General features: G+C 60.7%; 18 protein-coding genes. 4 read left to right on the top strand and 14 right to left on the bottom strand.

Features of this window, described 5'->3' with window-relative positions; translation table 11 throughout:
* Nucleotides 1-133: 133 nt before the first annotated feature.
* Together HYE77_RS10640 and HYE77_RS10635 are read left to right on the top strand one after the other, a co-directional pair.
* A complete protein-coding gene (locus HYE77_RS10640; protein ID WP_102369923.1) occupies nucleotides 134-1,159 on the top strand; it encodes an outer membrane protein assembly factor BamD in 1,026 nt (341 codons plus the stop codon).
* A 126-nt stretch (nucleotides 1,160-1,285) separates the two neighbouring features.
* Entirely contained in the window at nucleotides 1,286-1,519 is a 234-nt protein-coding gene (locus tag HYE77_RS10635; protein ID WP_026078011.1) for a PP0621 family protein, read from the top strand.
* Here HYE77_RS10635 and thiO read toward each other — a convergent pair.
* From thiO to pilV, 5 genes are all read right to left on the bottom strand, one after another.
* On the bottom strand, nucleotides 1,506-2,615 hold the full coding sequence (thiO, locus tag HYE77_RS10630; RefSeq protein WP_003215894.1) for a glycine oxidase ThiO: 1,110 nt from the start codon (nucleotides 2,613-2,615) through the stop codon (nucleotides 1,506-1,508). The two genes, HYE77_RS10635 and thiO, sit on opposite strands and share 14 nt — an antisense overlap.
* Before the next feature lie 62 nt (nucleotides 2,616-2,677).
* Nucleotides 2,678-3,079, bottom strand: a complete 402-nt coding sequence (locus HYE77_RS10625; protein ID WP_003215892.1) for a type IV pilin protein — start codon at nucleotides 3,077-3,079, stop codon at nucleotides 2,678-2,680.
* Nucleotides 3,080-3,091: 12 nt separating this feature from the next.
* Nucleotides 3,092-3,619 carry a PilX N-terminal domain-containing pilus assembly protein gene (locus HYE77_RS10620; protein ID WP_102369924.1) on the bottom strand — a complete coding sequence of 176 codons (528 nt, stop codon included), beginning with the start codon at nucleotides 3,617-3,619 and terminating at the stop codon, nucleotides 3,092-3,094.
* Nucleotides 3,620-3,626: 7 nt separating this feature from the next.
* Nucleotides 3,627-4,334 (bottom strand): PilW family protein, encoded by a 708-nt coding sequence (locus HYE77_RS10615; protein WP_177068767.1) that lies wholly within the window; start codon nucleotides 4,332-4,334, stop codon nucleotides 3,627-3,629.
* Entirely contained in the window at nucleotides 4,331-4,807 is a 477-nt protein-coding gene (gene pilV, locus HYE77_RS10610; protein ID WP_008432845.1) for a type IV pilus modification protein PilV, read from the bottom strand. Before pilV ends, HYE77_RS10615 begins: the two co-directional genes overlap by 4 nt.
* Before the next feature lie 218 nt (nucleotides 4,808-5,025).
* Between pilV and HYE77_RS10605 the strand changes: the two genes are divergently transcribed.
* Nucleotides 5,026-5,607: a GspH/FimT family pseudopilin gene (locus HYE77_RS10605; protein WP_008432843.1), complete on the top strand. Its 582-nt coding sequence runs from the start codon at nucleotides 5,026-5,028 to the stop codon at nucleotides 5,605-5,607.
* Here the strand turns inward: HYE77_RS10605 and ispH are convergent.
* The 6 genes from ispH to murJ all read right to left on the bottom strand — a co-directional run bounded on the left by ispH (nucleotide 5,561) and on the right by murJ (nucleotide 13,012).
* Nucleotides 5,561-6,508, bottom strand: coding sequence for a 4-hydroxy-3-methylbut-2-enyl diphosphate reductase (ispH, locus tag HYE77_RS10600; protein WP_003215881.1), 948 nt, complete (start codon nucleotides 6,506-6,508; stop codon nucleotides 5,561-5,563). The genes HYE77_RS10605 and ispH overlap by 47 nt on opposite strands.
* A 116-nt stretch (nucleotides 6,509-6,624) precedes the next feature.
* Nucleotides 6,625-7,062 (bottom strand): FKBP-type peptidyl-prolyl cis-trans isomerase, encoded by a 438-nt coding sequence (gene fkpB / locus HYE77_RS10595; protein WP_003215879.1) that lies wholly within the window; start codon nucleotides 7,060-7,062, stop codon nucleotides 6,625-6,627.
* 7 nt (nucleotides 7,063-7,069) lie between these two features.
* Entirely contained in the window at nucleotides 7,070-7,579 is a 510-nt protein-coding gene (gene lspA / locus HYE77_RS10590; protein ID WP_003215877.1) for a signal peptidase II, read from the bottom strand.
* Nucleotides 7,572-10,403: an isoleucine--tRNA ligase gene (gene ileS / locus HYE77_RS10585; protein ID WP_177068766.1), complete on the bottom strand. Its 2,832-nt coding sequence runs from the start codon at nucleotides 10,401-10,403 to the stop codon at nucleotides 7,572-7,574. The genes lspA and ileS overlap by 8 nt, the downstream gene beginning before the upstream one ends.
* Before the next feature lie 13 nt (nucleotides 10,404-10,416).
* A complete protein-coding gene (gene ribF / locus HYE77_RS10580; protein ID WP_003215874.1) occupies nucleotides 10,417-11,355 on the bottom strand; it encodes a bifunctional riboflavin kinase/FAD synthetase in 939 nt (312 codons plus the stop codon).
* A 118-nt stretch (nucleotides 11,356-11,473) separates the two neighbouring features.
* Nucleotides 11,474-13,012: a murein biosynthesis integral membrane protein MurJ gene (gene murJ, locus HYE77_RS10575; protein ID WP_008432837.1), complete on the bottom strand. Its 1,539-nt coding sequence runs from the start codon at nucleotides 13,010-13,012 to the stop codon at nucleotides 11,474-11,476.
* 254 nt (nucleotides 13,013-13,266) lie between these two features.
* Between murJ and rpsT the strand changes: the two genes are divergently transcribed.
* Complete coding sequence (gene rpsT, locus HYE77_RS10570; protein ID WP_003215870.1) at nucleotides 13,267-13,545, top strand: 30S ribosomal protein S20; 279 nt, start codon at nucleotides 13,267-13,269, stop codon at nucleotides 13,543-13,545.
* A 100-nt stretch (nucleotides 13,546-13,645) separates the two neighbouring features.
* Here rpsT and HYE77_RS10565 read toward each other — a convergent pair whose 3' ends face one another.
* The 3 genes from HYE77_RS10565 to cgtA form a co-directional block, all read right to left on the bottom strand.
* Nucleotides 13,646-14,110: a CreA family protein gene (locus tag HYE77_RS10565; RefSeq protein WP_008432835.1), complete on the bottom strand. Its 465-nt coding sequence runs from the start codon at nucleotides 14,108-14,110 to the stop codon at nucleotides 13,646-13,648.
* A 17-nt stretch (nucleotides 14,111-14,127) separates the two neighbouring features.
* Nucleotides 14,128-15,246: a glutamate 5-kinase gene (gene proB / locus HYE77_RS10560; protein ID WP_003215866.1), complete on the bottom strand. Its 1,119-nt coding sequence runs from the start codon at nucleotides 15,244-15,246 to the stop codon at nucleotides 14,128-14,130.
* Nucleotides 15,247-15,369: 123 nt separating this feature from the next.
* Complete coding sequence (gene cgtA, locus HYE77_RS10555; protein WP_003215864.1) at nucleotides 15,370-16,593, bottom strand: Obg family GTPase CgtA; 1,224 nt, start codon at nucleotides 16,591-16,593, stop codon at nucleotides 15,370-15,372.
* Nucleotides 16,594-16,628: the final 35 nt, after the last annotated feature.

Below are 16,628 nucleotides of genomic sequence, written 5' to 3'. Positions count from 1 at the left end.
GCACAGCCTTTGGTTTCGGCTGCGCGCTTGTGGTTAAATACGGCGTCTTTTGCCCCGAGGCTTTCCAAGGGGCGCTCATCATAACAGGACGGCCCCGCCCAAGACAGCGGCCGTCATAGGGACGCAAGCCGCCATGCAAGTGAAACACCTGCTGCTGATCGCCATCCTCGCCATGACTGCTGCTTGCTCGTCAACAAAGGAAGTCGTCGACGAAAACCTGAGCGAGGTCGAGCTGTACCAACAAGCTCAGACCGACCTGAACAACCACAGCTACACCAGCGCCACGGCAAAACTGAAGGCACTGGAGTCGCGGTATCCGTTCGGGCGTTACGCCGACCAGGCCCAGCTCGAGCTGATCTACGCCAACTACAAGAACGCCGAGCCGGAAGCTGCCAAGTCCGCCGCCGAGCGTTTTATCCGCCTGCACCCGCAGCATCCGAACGTGGACTACGCCTACTACCTCAAGGGCCTGACCTCGTTTGACCAGGACGTTGGCCTGCTGGCGCGCTTCCTGCCGCTGGACATGACCAAGCGTGACCCGGGCGCTGCCCGCGACTCCTACAACGAGTTCGCCCAGCTCACCAGCCGCTACCCCAACAGCCGCTACGCGCCGGACGCCAAGCAGCGCATGATCTACCTGCGCAACCTGCTGGCTTCCTACGAGATCCACGTAGCCGACTACTACCTGACCCGCCAGGCGTATGTCGCTGCCGCCAACCGTGGCCGTTACGTAGTGGAAAACTTCCAGGAAACCCCATCGGTGGGTGACGGCCTGGCCGTGATGACCGAGGCTTACCAGCGCCTGCACCTGGACGCCCTGGCGGCCACCAGCCTGGAAACCCTGAAGCTCAACTACCCGGACCACCCAAGCCTGAAGGACGGCCAGTTCGTACCGCAGGTTGCCGAAGCCGACAACCGCTCGTGGTTGAGCAAGTACACCCTGGGCCTGATCGAGTCCCGTCCACCGCTGCCACCGGGCGAAACCCGCGCCAACCAGGACATCATCAAGCAATACCAGGACGCCAAGGATTCGATTCCATCGGACCTCAAGCCGCGTGACGAAAACGGCGACATCATCGAAGAGCAAGGGCCTCAAGCCCTGGGCAACAACGAAGATCGCTCGTGGTTCAGCTACATGACTTTCGGTATCTTTGACTGATTGTTCGCCGCGATGCAAAAAGGGAGCTCTTCGGAGCTCCCTTTTTTATTGCGCTGCATAATTGCGCTGTGCGCCCATCACGTCCTTGGCTAAACTGCGGGATTCCTTGTCGAGAAGCTGCCCACCATGGTTCGTCTACTGTTCTGGATCGCCGTTATTGCTGCCGCGGTATGGTTTTGGCGCAAATTCAAAAGTCCGGCCGCCAAACAGCAGCGGCCCAGCGAACAGGGCCCGATCCAGATGGTTCGTTGCGCCCACTGTGGCCTTCACCTGCCACAGGATCGAGCCTTGAGCCTGCGCCAGGAATGGTATTGCACCCAGGCGCATCTGGAGCAAGGGCCGAAATCTATCCAGCGTTGATTCGGCCTGCCGGCGCATACGGGGCCGGATCAATGATCGGCTCATGTCCCAGCAACAAATCGGCAAACAGTTGGCAGGACGCCGGCGCCAGCACCAGGCCGTTGCGGTAATGCCCGCAGTTGAGCCACAGCCCGTCGAAACCTGGCACCTTGCCAATATACGGAATGCCCTCCGGCGAACCGGGCCGCAAACCGGCCCAATGCCCCACCACTTCGGCATCGGCCAGGGCCGGAATCAACTCGACGGCAGAGGCTTTCAGGCTTTCCAGTGCAGAGTCGGTGGGCGTCTTGTCGAACCCCTCGTGCTCCAGCGTGCTACCAATCAGAATGTGCCCATCCCGCCGAGGAATCGCATAACGCCCCTTGGCCAGGACCATGCACGACAAGAAGTCCGACGCACACTTGTACAAGATCATCTGCCCCTTGACCGGCTCCACGGGCAACTCAAGCCCCAGGCGGCCCAGCAACTCACCGCTCCAGGCGCCGGCGGCCAGCACTACCTGATCGCCATGGATCGGCCCGAGCGCCGTATTCACCCCAACAACCTTGCCGCCCTGCTGAATAAACCCATCAACCGCACACTGCTCGTGAATCGTCACGCCCGGCAGGGCCAACAAGGCCGCCTTGAGGGATTTGACCAACCGCGGATTACGCACATTGGCCACATCCGCCATATAGATCGCCTGGGAAAACCCGGCACCCAGCACCGGCACAGCGTCATGGGCAGCTGAAACATCCACCTTGCTCAGCGGGCGCCCTTCGCGGGCTGCCCAGGCAAGCGCCTCGGTTTCATCATCCAGGTCCAGCCAATACAGGCCGGTGGTGTGAACTTCCGGGTCAATGCCAGTAGCCGCGAACAGACGCTCTGCCAGTTGCGGATAAAAATCCTGGGACCAGTGCGCCAGGGCCGTCACGGCCGGGCTGTAGCGCCACGGGTAGAGCGGGGAGACAATGCCGCCGCCGGCCCAGGAAGACTCCTGACCGACCGCCGAACGATCCAGCAACACAACCGCTTGCCCTTGGGTCGCCAGGTTGAACGCCGTCAACAACCCTATTACCCCACCACCCACAACCACTACTTGCTGTTGCTTAGCCATTGTTCGATCCAGCCGATAAAAAGAAAAAGGCACGCCCGGCGCCCAATCGTCCAGCTTCCTCATCATTGCCCCCAGCACGCCTTGCGCGTCATATCAGGCGCGGCTCCCGGATTGCTTCGCGCACCGGTACTGCTCAGACTGAAGGCGGCACAGGGATCGCCCGCCATCACCGAGTCAATTGCCGGCGTGGCAAGCAGAACGAAATCCTGAGGGTTCAATGCAGGGGTGATTCTATAGCGATCATTGCCGGCGATGACGCCAGTCGCATCAATAAAAGTGCCGTTCCTCGCGTAATAGCGCTCAAGGTACTGTGCCTGCTCACTCAGCAACCCGGCAATTTCCGCGCGATAGACCTTTTTCATATGGCTGAGATACCCGGGATAGGCGACGCCCGCCAGGAGTCCGACGATCGCCACGGCGATCAGTAATTCGATCAGGGTGAAGCCTGTGCAATCCTTGCCCATCGTGCTGCTCACCTATTGAAGTTGTCGCCACATGATTCGTCGAAAACGCTCGCCGGGCCCGCTGCCCACACGGGCATACACAGACTCCAGGACGGAGCGTGAGTGCCCACTGACGCCCACTGATGTCACGCGATAGACGGTGGCCTGGGCCTCTGCCGGGAGTTGAGCCAAACCCGTTCCCGGCCCCAGGTTTTGAATACCGTAGACGCCATCTTTCATCCCTATCCAGGTCACAGTCGATACGGGATTCGTCCCCGGCCCCACTACCGAAACCGATTCGGCAGGTGGCGCGCACGCAGCCATCGAGTGGCAAGGGCGCAGGGCGAAACCTGACGCCTGCACCAAAGACTCGCCAAGCCTGAGGCCGCTTTCGGCCTGCTGAAACGACTGGTTGCGCTGTCGAAGGCTGCCGGTAATTTTTTCTTGCGAGATTGCTCCCTGCATCGAAGACAATCCGAGGAGTGCCAACAGCAGCAGGAATACCAGGCTGATCAGCAAAACCATGCCTGCCTGCCTCGAACGGGAGAGGTAATAACCCATGGGCACGCTACTCCAGGCGATTACGTAGTGCCGCGACCACGCTGTAGGCCTGGTCTTTCACCAACCCATTTGGATCCTGAAGTGTCAGCAGAATCCGCACGCTGCGGATGAGCGACTCATCGCCGGGGTTGGGGTCATATCGGCTGACAACCGTTGAGCCAGGCTTGTCGGCCACGCCGAAACTGATATCGAATGCCCCCACGTTATCCACCAGCACCGCTTTGCTCGGGGCCGCCAGCGTGCTGAACTTCAGCTGCCCGCCCTCAAAGGTGTAGGTCAGCTTGCGCAGTGGGAAGTGGATTTGCCCGGGCGTCGCTGCCGGCGGGCTTCCAACATAGGCGTGGGCAGAGCCGGTGCAATCGGAAAGCACCGTCCAGTCCGGCTTGCTGCCACCCTGCCCGACGTCGGCGGTCACCAGCGTCAGGGACCGGGAACTGCCGGTGGTACTCCATCCAATGGGACGATCAAAACCTGCGGGAGCGTTGCTGATTGATGCAGCGGACAAGCAGCCAAACATGCCCGCCTGGCGTATTTCCTGTATCAGCTTGCCAAGGGCGAACCGTGCATCATCCTGCAACAGCGAAGCCGCACTCTGGCTGGCATAAGTGGTTCGGGAGCTGAGTGCAATCTGGGTCACCCCCAGGATCAACATCAGGCCGAGGGCCAATGCCAGCAGCATCTCCACCAGGCTGAAACCGCACACTGGACATCTCATGGCAACACCCTCGGGTCGACTGCAACCCGGCTGGTCAGGGTGAATGTTTCCCGGGTGCCTTGAGCCTTCGCTCCACGGGAGTCGTCCCAACTGATGCTGATGGTCACTTCTCGCTGATTGACCGCAACCGACCCCTTGGCGCTTTCCCCGGCGAACCCGACGATATTCGCTTCAAAGTCGTGCAGGTCCAGATCACGCACACTCGCGACCGAGGTGCTGGAGGGCGCGCGTTCACCCTGGCCCCAGGCGTAATCAGCACCCGAATTGGCGCGGATCCGGTCGAGCATGTCGTAGGCAATGAAACTGGCCTGACTGGTCATCCTGGAACTGTCGGTGTATTTCAATGCATTGAGCTGAATGACTGCCGCCCCTAGCAGGCCGACAGCGAGGATCAGCACAGATACCAGGACCTCGATCAGGGTCATTCCGGCCTGGGTCGGTTGCGGGTGGGGCGTTACGGGAAAAGCGTTCATTACCATCGCCATCCATGTCGAAGGTCATCAGAAAGCAGCGCAAACCTGCTGTGCGACGCAAGACTAGCGCCGGTATTGCCTGGGCGCTGCCCCCCGGAACAAAGCGAAATACTTTGGACAGAATGGCCACCATTCGACCCGCCGGACTGGGCGCTATAACTATGTCTGCCATCCGGCACCGACTGAAAAAGCACACCGCGTCCACGGAGGGACGGCCCATGAAACAACGAGGTTTCTCGCTGATTGAACTGATACTCGGCCTGTTCCTGAGCGGCATCCTGGCCAATCTGGCAGTGCCGAGCCTCAAGGGGCTGCTTGAATCGCAACGTCGCCAGAGCGCCGCCGAATCCCTTGCCGGCGGACTGCGTTATGCCCGTACAGAAGCCATCGCACGCAATCGCACGGTGGTTATCCATGCATTGGACGATGACTGGAGCCGGGGTTGGAGGGTGATACTGGACCTGAACGGTCGCGGCCATCTGGACGACAAAAACCCGGTGCTGCTGGAGCGCCAGGACAGTGGGCAGATACCGATTGTGGGGAATACGCCGGTGAGAACCCAGATACGCTTCAGCAGCCTGGGTGAACCGCTGCTGTCAGCAGGGGCATTCAGCGCCGGCACCGTCCACGTGTGTGCGACGGACCAGCAACTGAGCCTGTATCAAATAGTGCTGGCCGCCAGCGGGCGTATCAGCCTGCGCAGTAACAAGACCGAGCAGGCTTTGTGCCGGGGCTATGCCGGCACTCTGGGCCTCAGAGCAGCGAACGAACCCGCAGCTCCTTGGGCATGGAGAAAGTGATGTTCTCTTCACGGCCAGCCAGTTCATCAGCGCCCGTGGCGCCCCAGGCCTGCAGTTGCTGAATAACGCCACGCACCAGGACTTCCGGGGCCGACGCCCCGGCAGTGATGCCAATGCGTTCGACACCGTCGAACCAGCTGCGCTGCATGTCTTCGGCACCATCGATCAGGTAGGCCGGGGTGGCCATGCGCTCGGCCAGTTCGCGCAGGCGGTTGGAGTTGGAGCTGTTGGGGCTCCCCACCACCAGCACAACATCGCATTCGTCGGCCAATTGCTTGACCGCATCCTGGCGGTTCTGGGTGGCGTAGCAGATGTCATCCTTGCGTGGACCGCCGATGGCCGGGAAGCGCGAGCGCAAGGCATCGATGACGCGGCTGGTGTCGTCCATGGACAAGGTGGTCTGGGTAACGAAAGCCAGCTTTTCAGGGTTGTGCACCTGCAATGCAGCGACGTCTTTTTCGTCTTCCACCAGGTAGATCGCCCCACCATTGCTGCCATCGTACTGGCCCATGGTGCCTTCGACTTCCGGGTGACCGGCGTGGCCGATCAGGATGCATTCACGACCATCACGGCTGTAGCGCGCGACCTCGATGTGCACCTTGGTCACCAGCGGGCAGGTCGCGTCGAACACTTTCAGGCCACGGCCTGCTGCTTCGGTGCGTACCGCCTGGGAAACGCCGTGAGCGCTGAAGATGACGATAACGTCGTCCGGCACCTGGTCCAGTTCTTCAACGAAGATGGCCCCGCGGCTGCGCAGGTCTTCGACCACAAACTTGTTGTGGACGACTTCATGGCGCACGTAAATCGGCGGCCCGAAAACTTCCAGGGCGCGGTTGACGATTTCAATCGCCCGGTCCACGCCGGCGCAGAAGCCACGGGGGTTGGCGAGTTTGATTTGCATGCTGTGCCTCGTGTCTTGCCCTGTAGGATCGAGCTTGTGTGGCGAGAGCGCTTGCTCCCGCTGGGCTGCGAAGCAGCCCCAACAAGCTCGCCTCTGCAGTAGGCCGATTTCGTTAGTTACAGCGCTTTAACGTCGATGATTTCAACATCAAAGGTCAAGGTTTTCCCGGCCAACGGGTGGTTGAAGTCGATGGTCACTTGCGCGTCATCAAAGGCTTTCACCACACCCGGCAGCTCGGTATTCGCCGCATCGTTGAAGATCACCAGCAAGCCTTCCGACAGCTCCATGTCCTGGAACTGCGAACGCGGGATGATCTGCACGTTTTGCGGGTTGGGCTGGCCAAAGGCGTTTTCCGGCAGGATCTGCAGGTTGCGCTTGTCGCCGGCCTTGAAACCGAACAGTGCCGCTTCGAAACCCGGCAGCAGGTTACCGTCGCCGACCTTGAAGGTCGCCGGGGCCTTGTCGAACGTGCTGTCGACCGTGTCGCCATTCTCCAGGCGCAATGCGAAATGCAAGGTGACTTCCGTGTTCTGGCCAATGCGTTGCTCAGCCAATACCTGTTCAGTCATGAACGGTCTCTCCGGTTTTCTTGCTTTTGAACATATCCAACGCCAGCATGATTGCACCGACGGTGATGGCGCTGTCGGCAAAGTTGAACGCCGGGAAGTACCAGCGGTTCTGCCAATGCACCAGAATAAAGTCGATCACATGGCCCAGGGCAATGCGGTCGTACAGGTTGCCCAATGCGCCACCCAGCACCAGCGCCAACGCAACGGCCAGCCAGGTGTCGTTACGCCCCAGGCGCTTGAGCCAGACTACCAGCACGGCACTGACCACCACGGCGATCAGGGCAAACAGCCAGCGCTGCCAGCCGGAGCTGTCAGCCAGGAAGCTGAACGCAGCGCCGGTGTTGTAGGCCAGGGTCCAGCTGAAGTAGTCGGGAATCACCACGATCTGCTGGTACATCTCCAGGGCGCCTTCGAAGTGAGCCTTGCTGAGCTGGTCAATGACCAGCACCAGCACGCTCAACACGAGCAAGCCCAGGCGTCCAAAACGACTGGCTTCAGGCATAGTGACGAACCTCGCCAGCGCCAGAGATGTTGTCGACACAGCGACCGCAGATTTCCGGATGCTCAGGGTTCGCGCCGACATCTTCACGGCAGTGCCAGCAACGGGCGCACTTGGCGAAGGAGGACTTGACCACCTTGAGCTTGAGACCCGGGACTTCGGTCGCGACGGCATCTGCAGGCGCCTGGGCAAACGGCGCCAGGCTGGCGGTCGAGGTGATCAGGACGAAGCGCAGTTCGTTGCTCAGCTTGGCCAGGTCAGCGGTCAGGCCTTCTTCGGCAAACAGCGTGACTTCGGCCTGCAGGTTGCCGCCAACGGCCTTCGCCGCGCGCTGCACTTCCAGCTCCTTGTTCACGGCAACCTTGACGGCCATTACGCCTTCCCAGTACTCGCGGCCCAGCTCGAAGTCGGCCGGCAATTCGGTCAGGCCTTCGTACCAGGTGTTGAGCATCACGGACTCGTTCCGCTCGCCCGGCAGGTATTCCCACAGTTCGTCGGCGGTGAATGCCAGGATCGGGGCGATCCAGCGCACCAGCGCTTCAGAGATGTGGTACAGCGCGGTCTGCGCCGAACGGCGGGCCTTGCTGTTGGCGCCGGTGGTGTACTGGCGGTCCTTGATGATGTCGAGGTAGAAACCACCCAGCTCCTGCACGCAGAAGTTGTGGATCTTCGAGTAGACGTTCCAGAAGCGGTATTCGCCGTAGTGCTCTTGCAGCTCGCGCTGCAGCAACAGGGTACGGTCCACGGCCCAACGGTCCAGGGCGAGCATTTCCTCGGCCGGCAGGATGTCGGTGGCCGGGTTGAAACCGGTCAGGTTCGACAGCATGAAGCGTGCGGTATTACGGATCCGGCGGTAGGCATCGGCGCTGCGCTGCAGGATCTGCTCGGAAACGGCCATCTCGCCCGAGTAATCGGTAGAGGCAACCCACAGGCGCATGATGTCGGCGCCCAGGGTGTCGTTGACCTTTTGCGGCGCGATCACGTTGCCCAGGGACTTGGACATCTTGCGACCGTTCTCGTCGACGGTGAAACCGTGGGTCAGCAGCTCGCGGTAAGGGGCGTGATCGTCGATCGCGCAACCGGTCAGCAACGAGGAGTGGAACCAGCCACGGTGTTGGTCCGAACCTTCCAGGTACAGGTCGGCACGCGGGCCGGTCTCGTGGCCCATCGGGTGCGAGCCGCGCAGTACGTGCCAGTGGGTGGTACCCGAGTCGAACCAGACGTCGAGGGTGTCGCTGATCTTGTCGTACAGCGGCGCTTCGTCGCCCAGCAACTCGGCGGCGTCCAGCTTGAACCAGGCTTCGATGCCCTCTTGTTCAACGCGCTGGGCAACCTCTTCCATCAGCTCGACGGTACGTGGGTGCAACTCGCCGCTTTCCTTGTTCAGGAAGAACGGAATCGGCACGCCCCAGTTGCGCTGGCGGGAGATGCACCAGTCCGGACGGTTGGCGATCATCGAGTGCAGGCGCGCCTGGCCCCAGGCCGGAACGAACTTGGTGTCTTCGATCGCCTTGATCGCACGCTTGCGCAGGGTTTCGCCGCGGGTAGGCTCCTTGTCCATGCCGATAAACCACTGCGCAGTGGCGCGGTAGATCAGCGGGGTCTTGTGACGCCAGCAGTGCATGTAGCTGTGGGTGATGGTTTCGGTGTGCAGCAGCGCACCGACTTCCGCCAGCTTGTCGACGATCGCCGGGTTGGCCTTGAAGATGAACTGGCCACCGAAGAATTCCAGGGACGGCACGTACACGCCGTTGCTTTGCACGGGATTGATGATGTCGTCGTTGACTAGGCCGTACTGCTTGCAGATCACGAAGTCGTCTACGCCATAGGCAGGCGAGCAGTGAACCACGCCGGTGCCGGCGCCCAGTTCAACGTACTCGGCCAGGTAGACTGGCGACAGGCGGTCGTAGAACGGGTGACGGAAGTTGATCAGTTCCAGCGCGGACCCGGTAGTGGTCGCGATCACCGAGCCTTGCAGGTTGTAGCGGGCCAGGCACGCCTCCACCAGCTCTTCAGCCAGCACCAGCAGTTTGTCACCGACGTCCACCAGGGCGTAGGTGAATTCCGGGTGCACGTTCAGCGCCTGGTTGGCCGGGATGGTCCACGGGGTGGTGGTCCAGATCACGATGGAGGCTGGCTTGGCCAGGCTCGCCAGGCCGAAGGCTTGCGCCAGTTTGGCTTCGTCGGCGATCGGGAAGGCCACGTCGATGGTCGAGGACTTCTTGTCTTCGTACTCGACTTCGGCTTCAGCCAGGGCCGAGCCGCAATCGAAGCACCAGTTCACGGGCTTGAGGCCCTTGAACACGAAACCGCCCTTGACGATTTCGGCCAAGGCGCGGATTTCACCGGCCTCGTTCTTGAAGTTCATGGTCTTGTACGGGTTGGCCCAGTCGCCCAACACCCCCAGGCGGATGAATTCGGACTTCTGCCCTTCGATCTGCTCGGTGGCGTAGGCACGGCACAGTTCGCGGGTTTTATCCGCGCCCAGGTTCTTGCCGTAGGTCACTTCGACCTTGTGTTCGATCGGCAGGCCGTGGCAGTCCCAGCCCGGGACATAAGGCGCGTCGAAACCCGAAAGGGTTTTCGAGCGGATGATCATGTCCTTGAGAATCTTGTTCAGCGCATGACCGATATGAATCGTGCCGTTGGCATAAGGAGGGCCGTCGTGCAGGACGAATTTCGGACGATCCTTGCCAATCTCGCGCAACTTTCCGTACAGGCCAATACTGTCCCAGCGCTGCAGGATCTGCGGTTCGCGCTGTGGCAGGCCGGCCTTCATTGGGAAGGCGGTGTCCGGAAGGTTTAGCGTGGCTTTATAGTCGGTCATTTAAGGCTCTTCATTAGCGATGGGCGCTAGGTGCGGCTAGTGCACGGGCGGCGGCGACATCCGCATTGATCGCCGTTTTCAACGCCTCCAGGGAGGCGAAACGCTGCTCTTCACGCAGCTTTTGGTGGAAAGCCACCGTCAAACGCCGGTCATACAAATCACCGGCAAAATCCAAAAGGTGAACTTCCAGGTGGGCTTTGCCATCACCTGCAACCGTGGGCCTGACGCCTATGTTGGCGACTCCGGGCCACGATTGGCCGTCGATGTCGACACTCACCAGGTAAACCCCGGTCAGTGGCACACGACGGCGCTTGAGCTGCACGTTGGCGGTTGGCGTGCCCAGTTGGCGCGCCAGCTTCTGGCCGTGCAGCACCCGCCCGGCAATCCGGAACGGGCGACCGAGCAAACGCTCGGCCAAGGCGAAGTCGGCAGCGGCCAGGGCGTTACGCACCTGGGTACTGCTCACGCGCAGGCCGTCCAGTTCGACGGTTTGCGCGGCTTCGACGGTAAAACCCTGGGTGACGCCGGCCTGCTGCAGGAAATCGAAATCCCCTACCCGGTCGCAACCGAAACGGAAGTCGTCGCCGACCTCCAGATGCTGCACGCCGAGGCCGTCCACCAGGATACGGTCGACGAACTCGGCGGCGCTGAGGCTGCGCAAGCGCTGGTTGAAAGCCAGGCAGAGGACGCGGTCCACACCTTCTTCAGCCAGCAGTTGCAGCTTGTCCCGCAGGCGGGCCAGACGCGCCGGCGCCGTCTGCGGGGTAAAGAATTCTCGCGGCTGTGGTTCAAAAATCACCACGCAGCTGGGCACGCCCAACTCAACCGCACGCTCACGCAGGCGGGCCAGGATAGCCTGGTGGCCACGGTGAACACCGTCAAAGTTGCCAATAGTGGCGACGCAGCCCCGATGCTGGGGGCGCAGGTTGTGGAGACCTCGAACCAGCTGCATAACGCGCTTCTTGCTCATAAAGTGGTCGATTATAACCACACCCGGCCCCGGACGACAGGCAACAGCGCAGGCCATTTGCGCGAATCGATAAAACAACCGTCTTATCGACGAAAAGTCTCTAGCTCAGCGACTTGCGATTGAAATCCCGCAAGCGGAAGCCCATCAGCAGCAACATGCCGAAGTACACCAGCACACCAGCCGCCACCAACGCTCCCAGGCGCATGAAGCGCTCGAGCATATGGCCCTGCTCCCAGGCCGGCATGAAGTGCATCAGGCCCAGCAGTACCGCGGCCATCGTCCCCACCGCCACCACCAACTTGAGCGCAAACGAGCCCCAGCCCGCCTGAGGCTGGAACATTTTCTGTTTACGCAGCTGATAAAACAGCAGCCCGGCGTTGATGCAGGCCCCCACACTGATCGCCAGCGCCAGCCCGGCATGCTTCAGCGGACCGATGAACGCTAAGTTGAGCAGCTGGGTAACCACCAGGGTGAAGATCGCGATCTTTACCGGGGTACGGATGTTTTGTTGAGCATAAAAGCCGGGAGCCAGCACCTTGATCACGATAATGCCCAGCAGCCCAACGGAATAGGCGATCAGCGCACGCTGGGTCATCGAGGCGTCAAACGCAGTGAACTGGCCGTACTGGAACAGCGCGACCGTCAGTGGCTCGGCGAGCAACCCCAGGGCCACGGCACACGGCAGCACCAGCACGAAGCACAGGCGCAGGCCCCAGTCGAGAATCCGCGAATATTCGTGGCGGTCTTTGCTGGCATAGGTACGCGACAGCGTTGGCAGCAGGATGGTGCCGAGTGCCACGCCGAGCACGCCGGACGGCAATTCCATCAGACGGTCGGCGTAGTACATCCACGACACCGAACCCGAGACCAGCAGCGAGGCGAAGGCGGTGTTGATGATCAGGGAAATCTGGCTGACGGAAACCCCGAGGATGGCCGGCAGCATGTTGCGCATCACCCGCCAGACGCCGGTGTCCTTGAGATTCAAACGCGGCAGCACGAGCATGCCGATTTTCTTCAGGTGCGGCAGCTGGTACAGCAGTTGTGCCAGGCCACCAGCCAGGACCGCCCAGCCGAGGGCCATCACAGGCGGATCGAAATACGGTGTCAGGAACAGCGCAAAAATAATCATGCTGACGTTAAGCAGGGTCGGCACGAAGGCCGGCACCGAGAAACGGTTCCAGGTATTGAGGATCGCCCCGGCCAGGGACGACAGGGAAATCAGCAATATATAAGGAAAGGTCACCCGCAACAGATCAGTGGTCAGGGCGAATTTTTCCGGTGTATTGGCAAAACCGGGGGCCGTGGCCCAGATCACCCAGGGCGCGGCGAGCATCCCGGCGATCGTCACCAGCGTCAGCACCAACGTCAGCAAACCCGAAACATAGGCAATGAAGGTGCGGGTCGCCTCCTCGCCTTGCTGGGCCTTGTACTCCGCCAGAATCGGCACGAATGCCTGGGAAAAAGCCCCCTCGGCGAAGATCCGCCGCAGCAGGTTGGGCAGTTTAAAGGCAATAAAGAAGGCATCCGTGGCCATGCTGGCGCCAAAAATACGCGCCAGCAGCGTGTCACGCACAAACCCCAGAACCCGGGAAATCATAGTGATAGAGCTGACAGCGGCCAACGATTTGAGCAGATTCATTGAAAGAGTTTTTGCCTATAGATAAAGAGCAGGCGAACAAACGGCCCACATATGCGATACTCCGCGCCTGCAACAAGCACAGAGCCAAAGCTCGCGAGTTTACAGGTCAAGCGCCGGAAATAAATCACCCGCCTCTTAAGATCGACCACTCAGCAGTTCGCATCACACGCCCTTGACAAGACTTCAACTCATCGGCATGATTCGCGGCCTATTTTGTTTGCTATTTCCTAAAAAGTCTTTCGAGGAGCTCGACGGTGGCCAACACACCTTCCGCCAAAAAACGTGCAAAACAGGCTGAGAAGCGTCGCAGCCACAACGCCAGCCTGCGTTCCATGGTTCGTACCTACATCAAGAATGTAGTTAAAGCCATTGACGCAAAAGACGCTGAAAAAGCTCAAGCTGCTTACGTTCTGGCTGTGCCAGTTATCGACCGCATGGCCGATAAAGGCATCATCCACAAGAACAAAGCTGCTCGCCATAAAGGTCGTCTGAATGGCCACATCAAGGCTCTGAACCTTGCTGCTGCAGCCTAAGCGATAAGCTTGTTAAAAAACCGACCCCAGGGTCGGTTTTTTATTGCCTACGATTTGGGAAAGCCAAAAAAAGAGCCGGCATGCCGGCTCTGCTTCAGATTTATTGCGCTGTGGGCCACGGCAGGATCGGAATCGCCGTCACCGCATTCTGCGGGCTGCCTTCGATCAAGCGGTCGCTGTAGACCAGATACACCAGGGTATTGCGCTTCTTGTCGAGGAAACGCACCACCTGCATGGTCTTGAAGACCAGGGACGTGCGCTCCTTGAACACCTCATCCCCATCCTTCAGCTCGCCCTTGAAGCGAATCGCGCCCACCTGGCGACAGGCAATCGACGCCTCGGCGCGATCCTCCGCCAGACCCAACCCACCCTTCACCCCGCCCGTCTTGGCGCGAGACAGGTAGCAGGTCACGCCATCCACCTTCGGGTCATCAAAGGCCTCGACCACGATCCGGTCATTGGGGCCGACAAACTTGAACACTGTCGACACCTGGCCAATCTCTTCGGCCGACGCCAGCAACGGCATCGCCAGCAGCAAACCGAGCAATCCCTTCATTACGCGCATCGAGACTTCCTTTTTACTTAAACCAGAATCAGGTTATCCCGGTGAACCAGCTCCGGCTCAGCCATGTAACCCAACAGACCGACAATCGCCTCAGACGACTGCCCGATGATTTTCTGCGCCTCAAGGGCGCTGTAGTTGGCAAGGCCACGGGCAATCTCACGACCGTCCGGCGCCACACACACCACCATTTCGCCACGGCGGAAGCTGCCCTGGACCAGTTTTACACCCACCGGCAGCAAGCTTTTGTTGCCTTGGGACAACGCTGAAACCGCACCAGCATCCAACACCAGGGTACCGCGCGTCTGAAGATGCCCCGCCAGCCACTGCTTGCGCGCCGCCAGCATGCCACGCTCAGGCGACAGCAGCGTACCGATGCGCTCGCCCGCCTTGAGGCGATCCAGCACCCGCTCAATCCGACCGCCAACGATGATGGTATGTGCGCCGGAACGCGCCGCCAGACGTGCCGCACGCAGCTTGGTCTGCATGCCGCCACGCCCCAGGGCACCGCCGACACTGCCAGCCACCGCATCCAGCGCCGGATCATCGGCACGCGCCTCATAAATCAGCTGGGCCTCAGGGTTATTGCGCGGGTCAGCGTCGAACATGCCGTCACGATCCGTGAGGATCACCAGCAAATCAGCCTCAACCAGGTTGGCCACCAGCGCTGCCAGGGTGTCGTTGTCACCGAAGCGAATCTCGTCGGTCACCACGGTGTCATTCTCGTTGATCACCGGGATCACCTTGAGCTCAACCAGGGCGCGCAGGGTGCTGCGGGCATTCAGGTAGCGCTTGCGGTCGGACAAGTCGTCATGGGTCAGCAGAATCTGCGCCGTGTGGCGCCCGTGCTCGGCAAAGCTGGACTCCCATGCCTGTACCAGGCCCATCTGACCAATCGCGGCGGCAGCCTGCAGCTCATGCATCGCGCTGGGTCGCGCGGTCCAGCCAAGGCGGCTCATGCCGGCGGCAACCGCCCCGGACGACACCAACACCAACTCGACGCCGGCCTCATGCAAGGCCACCATCTGGTCCACCCAGACACTCATGGCCGCACGATCCAACCCCTTGCCATCCGCCGTCAGCAGCGCGCTACCGATCTTAACGACCCAACGCTGCGCACCTGTCACCTTGCTCCGCATCATCTTCAACCTTAGATAGAGGGCCGCGCGACCCAGCGCCGCCCATAACGTTATTCGTGACTACCGATTTCCAGATACCAAAACGCCGCTCGATTGAGCGGCGCTTAAGTTTACTGCAACGAATCAGTCGCGCACGTAAATGATTTCCGGACCATCTTCATCATCCACGTCTTCCTCGTCCCAATCATCGTCACCGATATCATGGACCGACTTGACGCCACTGCGACGCAGGGCACGCTGATCATCCAGCGCCTGCAACTGGGCACGAGCCTCGTCTTCGATGCGCTGATCCAGTTCAGCCAGCTCGGCCTTGTAGACAGGGTCGGCGGCCAGGCGATCGGCACGGTCTTCGAGGTAACGCATGATGTCGCGAGTCAGGCGCTCAGTGCCTTCTTTGGCAATGGCCGAGATCACGTAGACCGGACCGGTCCATTCCAGGCGATCAACGATCTCCTTGACGCGCTCTTCGTGCTCTTCCTCGAGGATCTGGTCGCACTTGTTCAGCACCAACCAGCGATCACGCTCAGCCAGGGACGGGCTGAACTTGGTCAGCTCGCTGACGATCACTTCAGCAGCGTCCGGTGCACTGGTGTCATCCAGCGGCGCCATGTCGACGAGGTGCAGCAGCAAACGGGTGCGGGACAAGTGCTTGAGGAAACGGATCCCCAGGCCTGCGCCGTCGGAAGCGCCTTCGATCAGGCCCGGAATGTCCGCAACCACGAAGCTTTTCCAGCGGTCGACGCTGACCACACCCAGGTTCGGCACCAGGGTAGTGAACGGGTAATCGGCGACTTTCGGCTTGGCAGCAGACACCGAGCGAATGAACGTACTTTTGCCGGCATTCGGCAGACCCAGCAGGCCCACGTCAGCCAGCACCTTCATTTCCAGCTTCAGGTCACGCTGCTCGCCTGGCTTGCCCGGCGTGGTCTGGCGTGGCGCACGGTTGGTACTGGACTTGAAACGGGTGTTGCCCAGACCGTGCCAGCCGCCATGAGCCACCAGCAGGCGCTGACCGGCTTTGGTCAGGTCACCAATGACTTCCTGGGTTGCGGAGTCGATCACGGTGGTGCCGACCGGAACCCGCAGTACAAGCTCTTCGCCTTTTTTACCGGTGCAGTCGGTGCTGCCGCCGTTGGAGCCACGCTCGGCATCAAAGTGCCGGGTGTAACGGTAGTCCACCAGGGTGTTGAGGTTTTCGTCGGCGATCATGTAGACCGAGCCGCCATCACCACCATCACCACCGTTAGGACCACCGTTTTCGATGAATTTTTCCCGACGGAAACTCATGCAACCGTTACCGCCGTCGCCAGCTTTTACTCGGATCGAAACTTCATCAACGAACTTCATAACAAAACGCCTCTCGCCACACGGACGAGCTTAAG

Source organism: Pseudomonas sp. IPO3774 (assembly GCF_013386835.1).
GTDB lineage: Bacteria > Pseudomonadota > Gammaproteobacteria > Pseudomonadales > Pseudomonadaceae > Aquipseudomonas.
This window is presented reverse-complemented; position numbering and strand designations above follow the sequence as displayed.

What these genes read in the sequence shown, in the direction of transcription:
- HYE77_RS10640 (WP_102369923.1), top strand. Translation starts at nt 134, where the DNA reads ATGCAAGTGAAACACCTGCTGCTGATCGCCATCCTCGCCATGACTGCT.
- HYE77_RS10635 (WP_026078011.1), top strand. Translation starts at nt 1,286, where the DNA reads ATGGTTCGTCTACTGTTCTGGATCGCCGTTATTGCTGCCGCGGTATGG.
- thiO (WP_003215894.1), bottom strand. Translation starts at nt 2,615, where the DNA reads ATGGCTAAGCAACAGCAAGTAGTGGTTGTGGGTGGTGGGGTAATAGGG.
- HYE77_RS10625 (WP_003215892.1), bottom strand. Translation starts at nt 3,079, where the DNA reads ATGGGCAAGGATTGCACAGGCTTCACCCTGATCGAATTACTGATCGCC.
- HYE77_RS10620 (WP_102369924.1), bottom strand. Translation starts at nt 3,619, where the DNA reads ATGGGTTATTACCTCTCCCGTTCGAGGCAGGCAGGCATGGTTTTGCTG.
- HYE77_RS10615 (WP_177068767.1), bottom strand. Translation starts at nt 4,334, where the DNA reads ATGAGATGTCCAGTGTGCGGTTTCAGCCTGGTGGAGATGCTGCTGGCA.
- pilV (WP_008432845.1), bottom strand. Translation starts at nt 4,807, where the DNA reads ATGAACGCTTTTCCCGTAACGCCCCACCCGCAACCGACCCAGGCCGGA.
- HYE77_RS10605 (WP_008432843.1), top strand. Translation starts at nt 5,026, where the DNA reads ATGAAACAACGAGGTTTCTCGCTGATTGAACTGATACTCGGCCTGTTC.
- ispH (WP_003215881.1), bottom strand. Translation starts at nt 6,508, where the DNA reads ATGCAAATCAAACTCGCCAACCCCCGTGGCTTCTGCGCCGGCGTGGAC.
- lspA (WP_003215877.1), bottom strand. Translation starts at nt 7,579, where the DNA reads ATGCCTGAAGCCAGTCGTTTTGGACGCCTGGGCTTGCTCGTGTTGAGC.
- ileS (WP_177068766.1), bottom strand. Translation starts at nt 10,403, where the DNA reads ATGACCGACTATAAAGCCACGCTAAACCTTCCGGACACCGCCTTCCCA.
- ribF (WP_003215874.1), bottom strand. Translation starts at nt 11,355, where the DNA reads ATGCAGCTGGTTCGAGGTCTCCACAACCTGCGCCCCCAGCATCGGGGC.
- murJ (WP_008432837.1), bottom strand. Translation starts at nt 13,012, where the DNA reads ATGAATCTGCTCAAATCGTTGGCCGCTGTCAGCTCTATCACTATGATT.
- HYE77_RS10565 (WP_008432835.1), bottom strand. Translation starts at nt 14,110, where the DNA reads ATGCGCGTAATGAAGGGATTGCTCGGTTTGCTGCTGGCGATGCCGTTG.
- proB (WP_003215866.1), bottom strand. Translation starts at nt 15,246, where the DNA reads ATGCGGAGCAAGGTGACAGGTGCGCAGCGTTGGGTCGTTAAGATCGGT.
- cgtA (WP_003215864.1), bottom strand. Translation starts at nt 16,593, where the DNA reads ATGAAGTTCGTTGATGAAGTTTCGATCCGAGTAAAAGCTGGCGACGGC.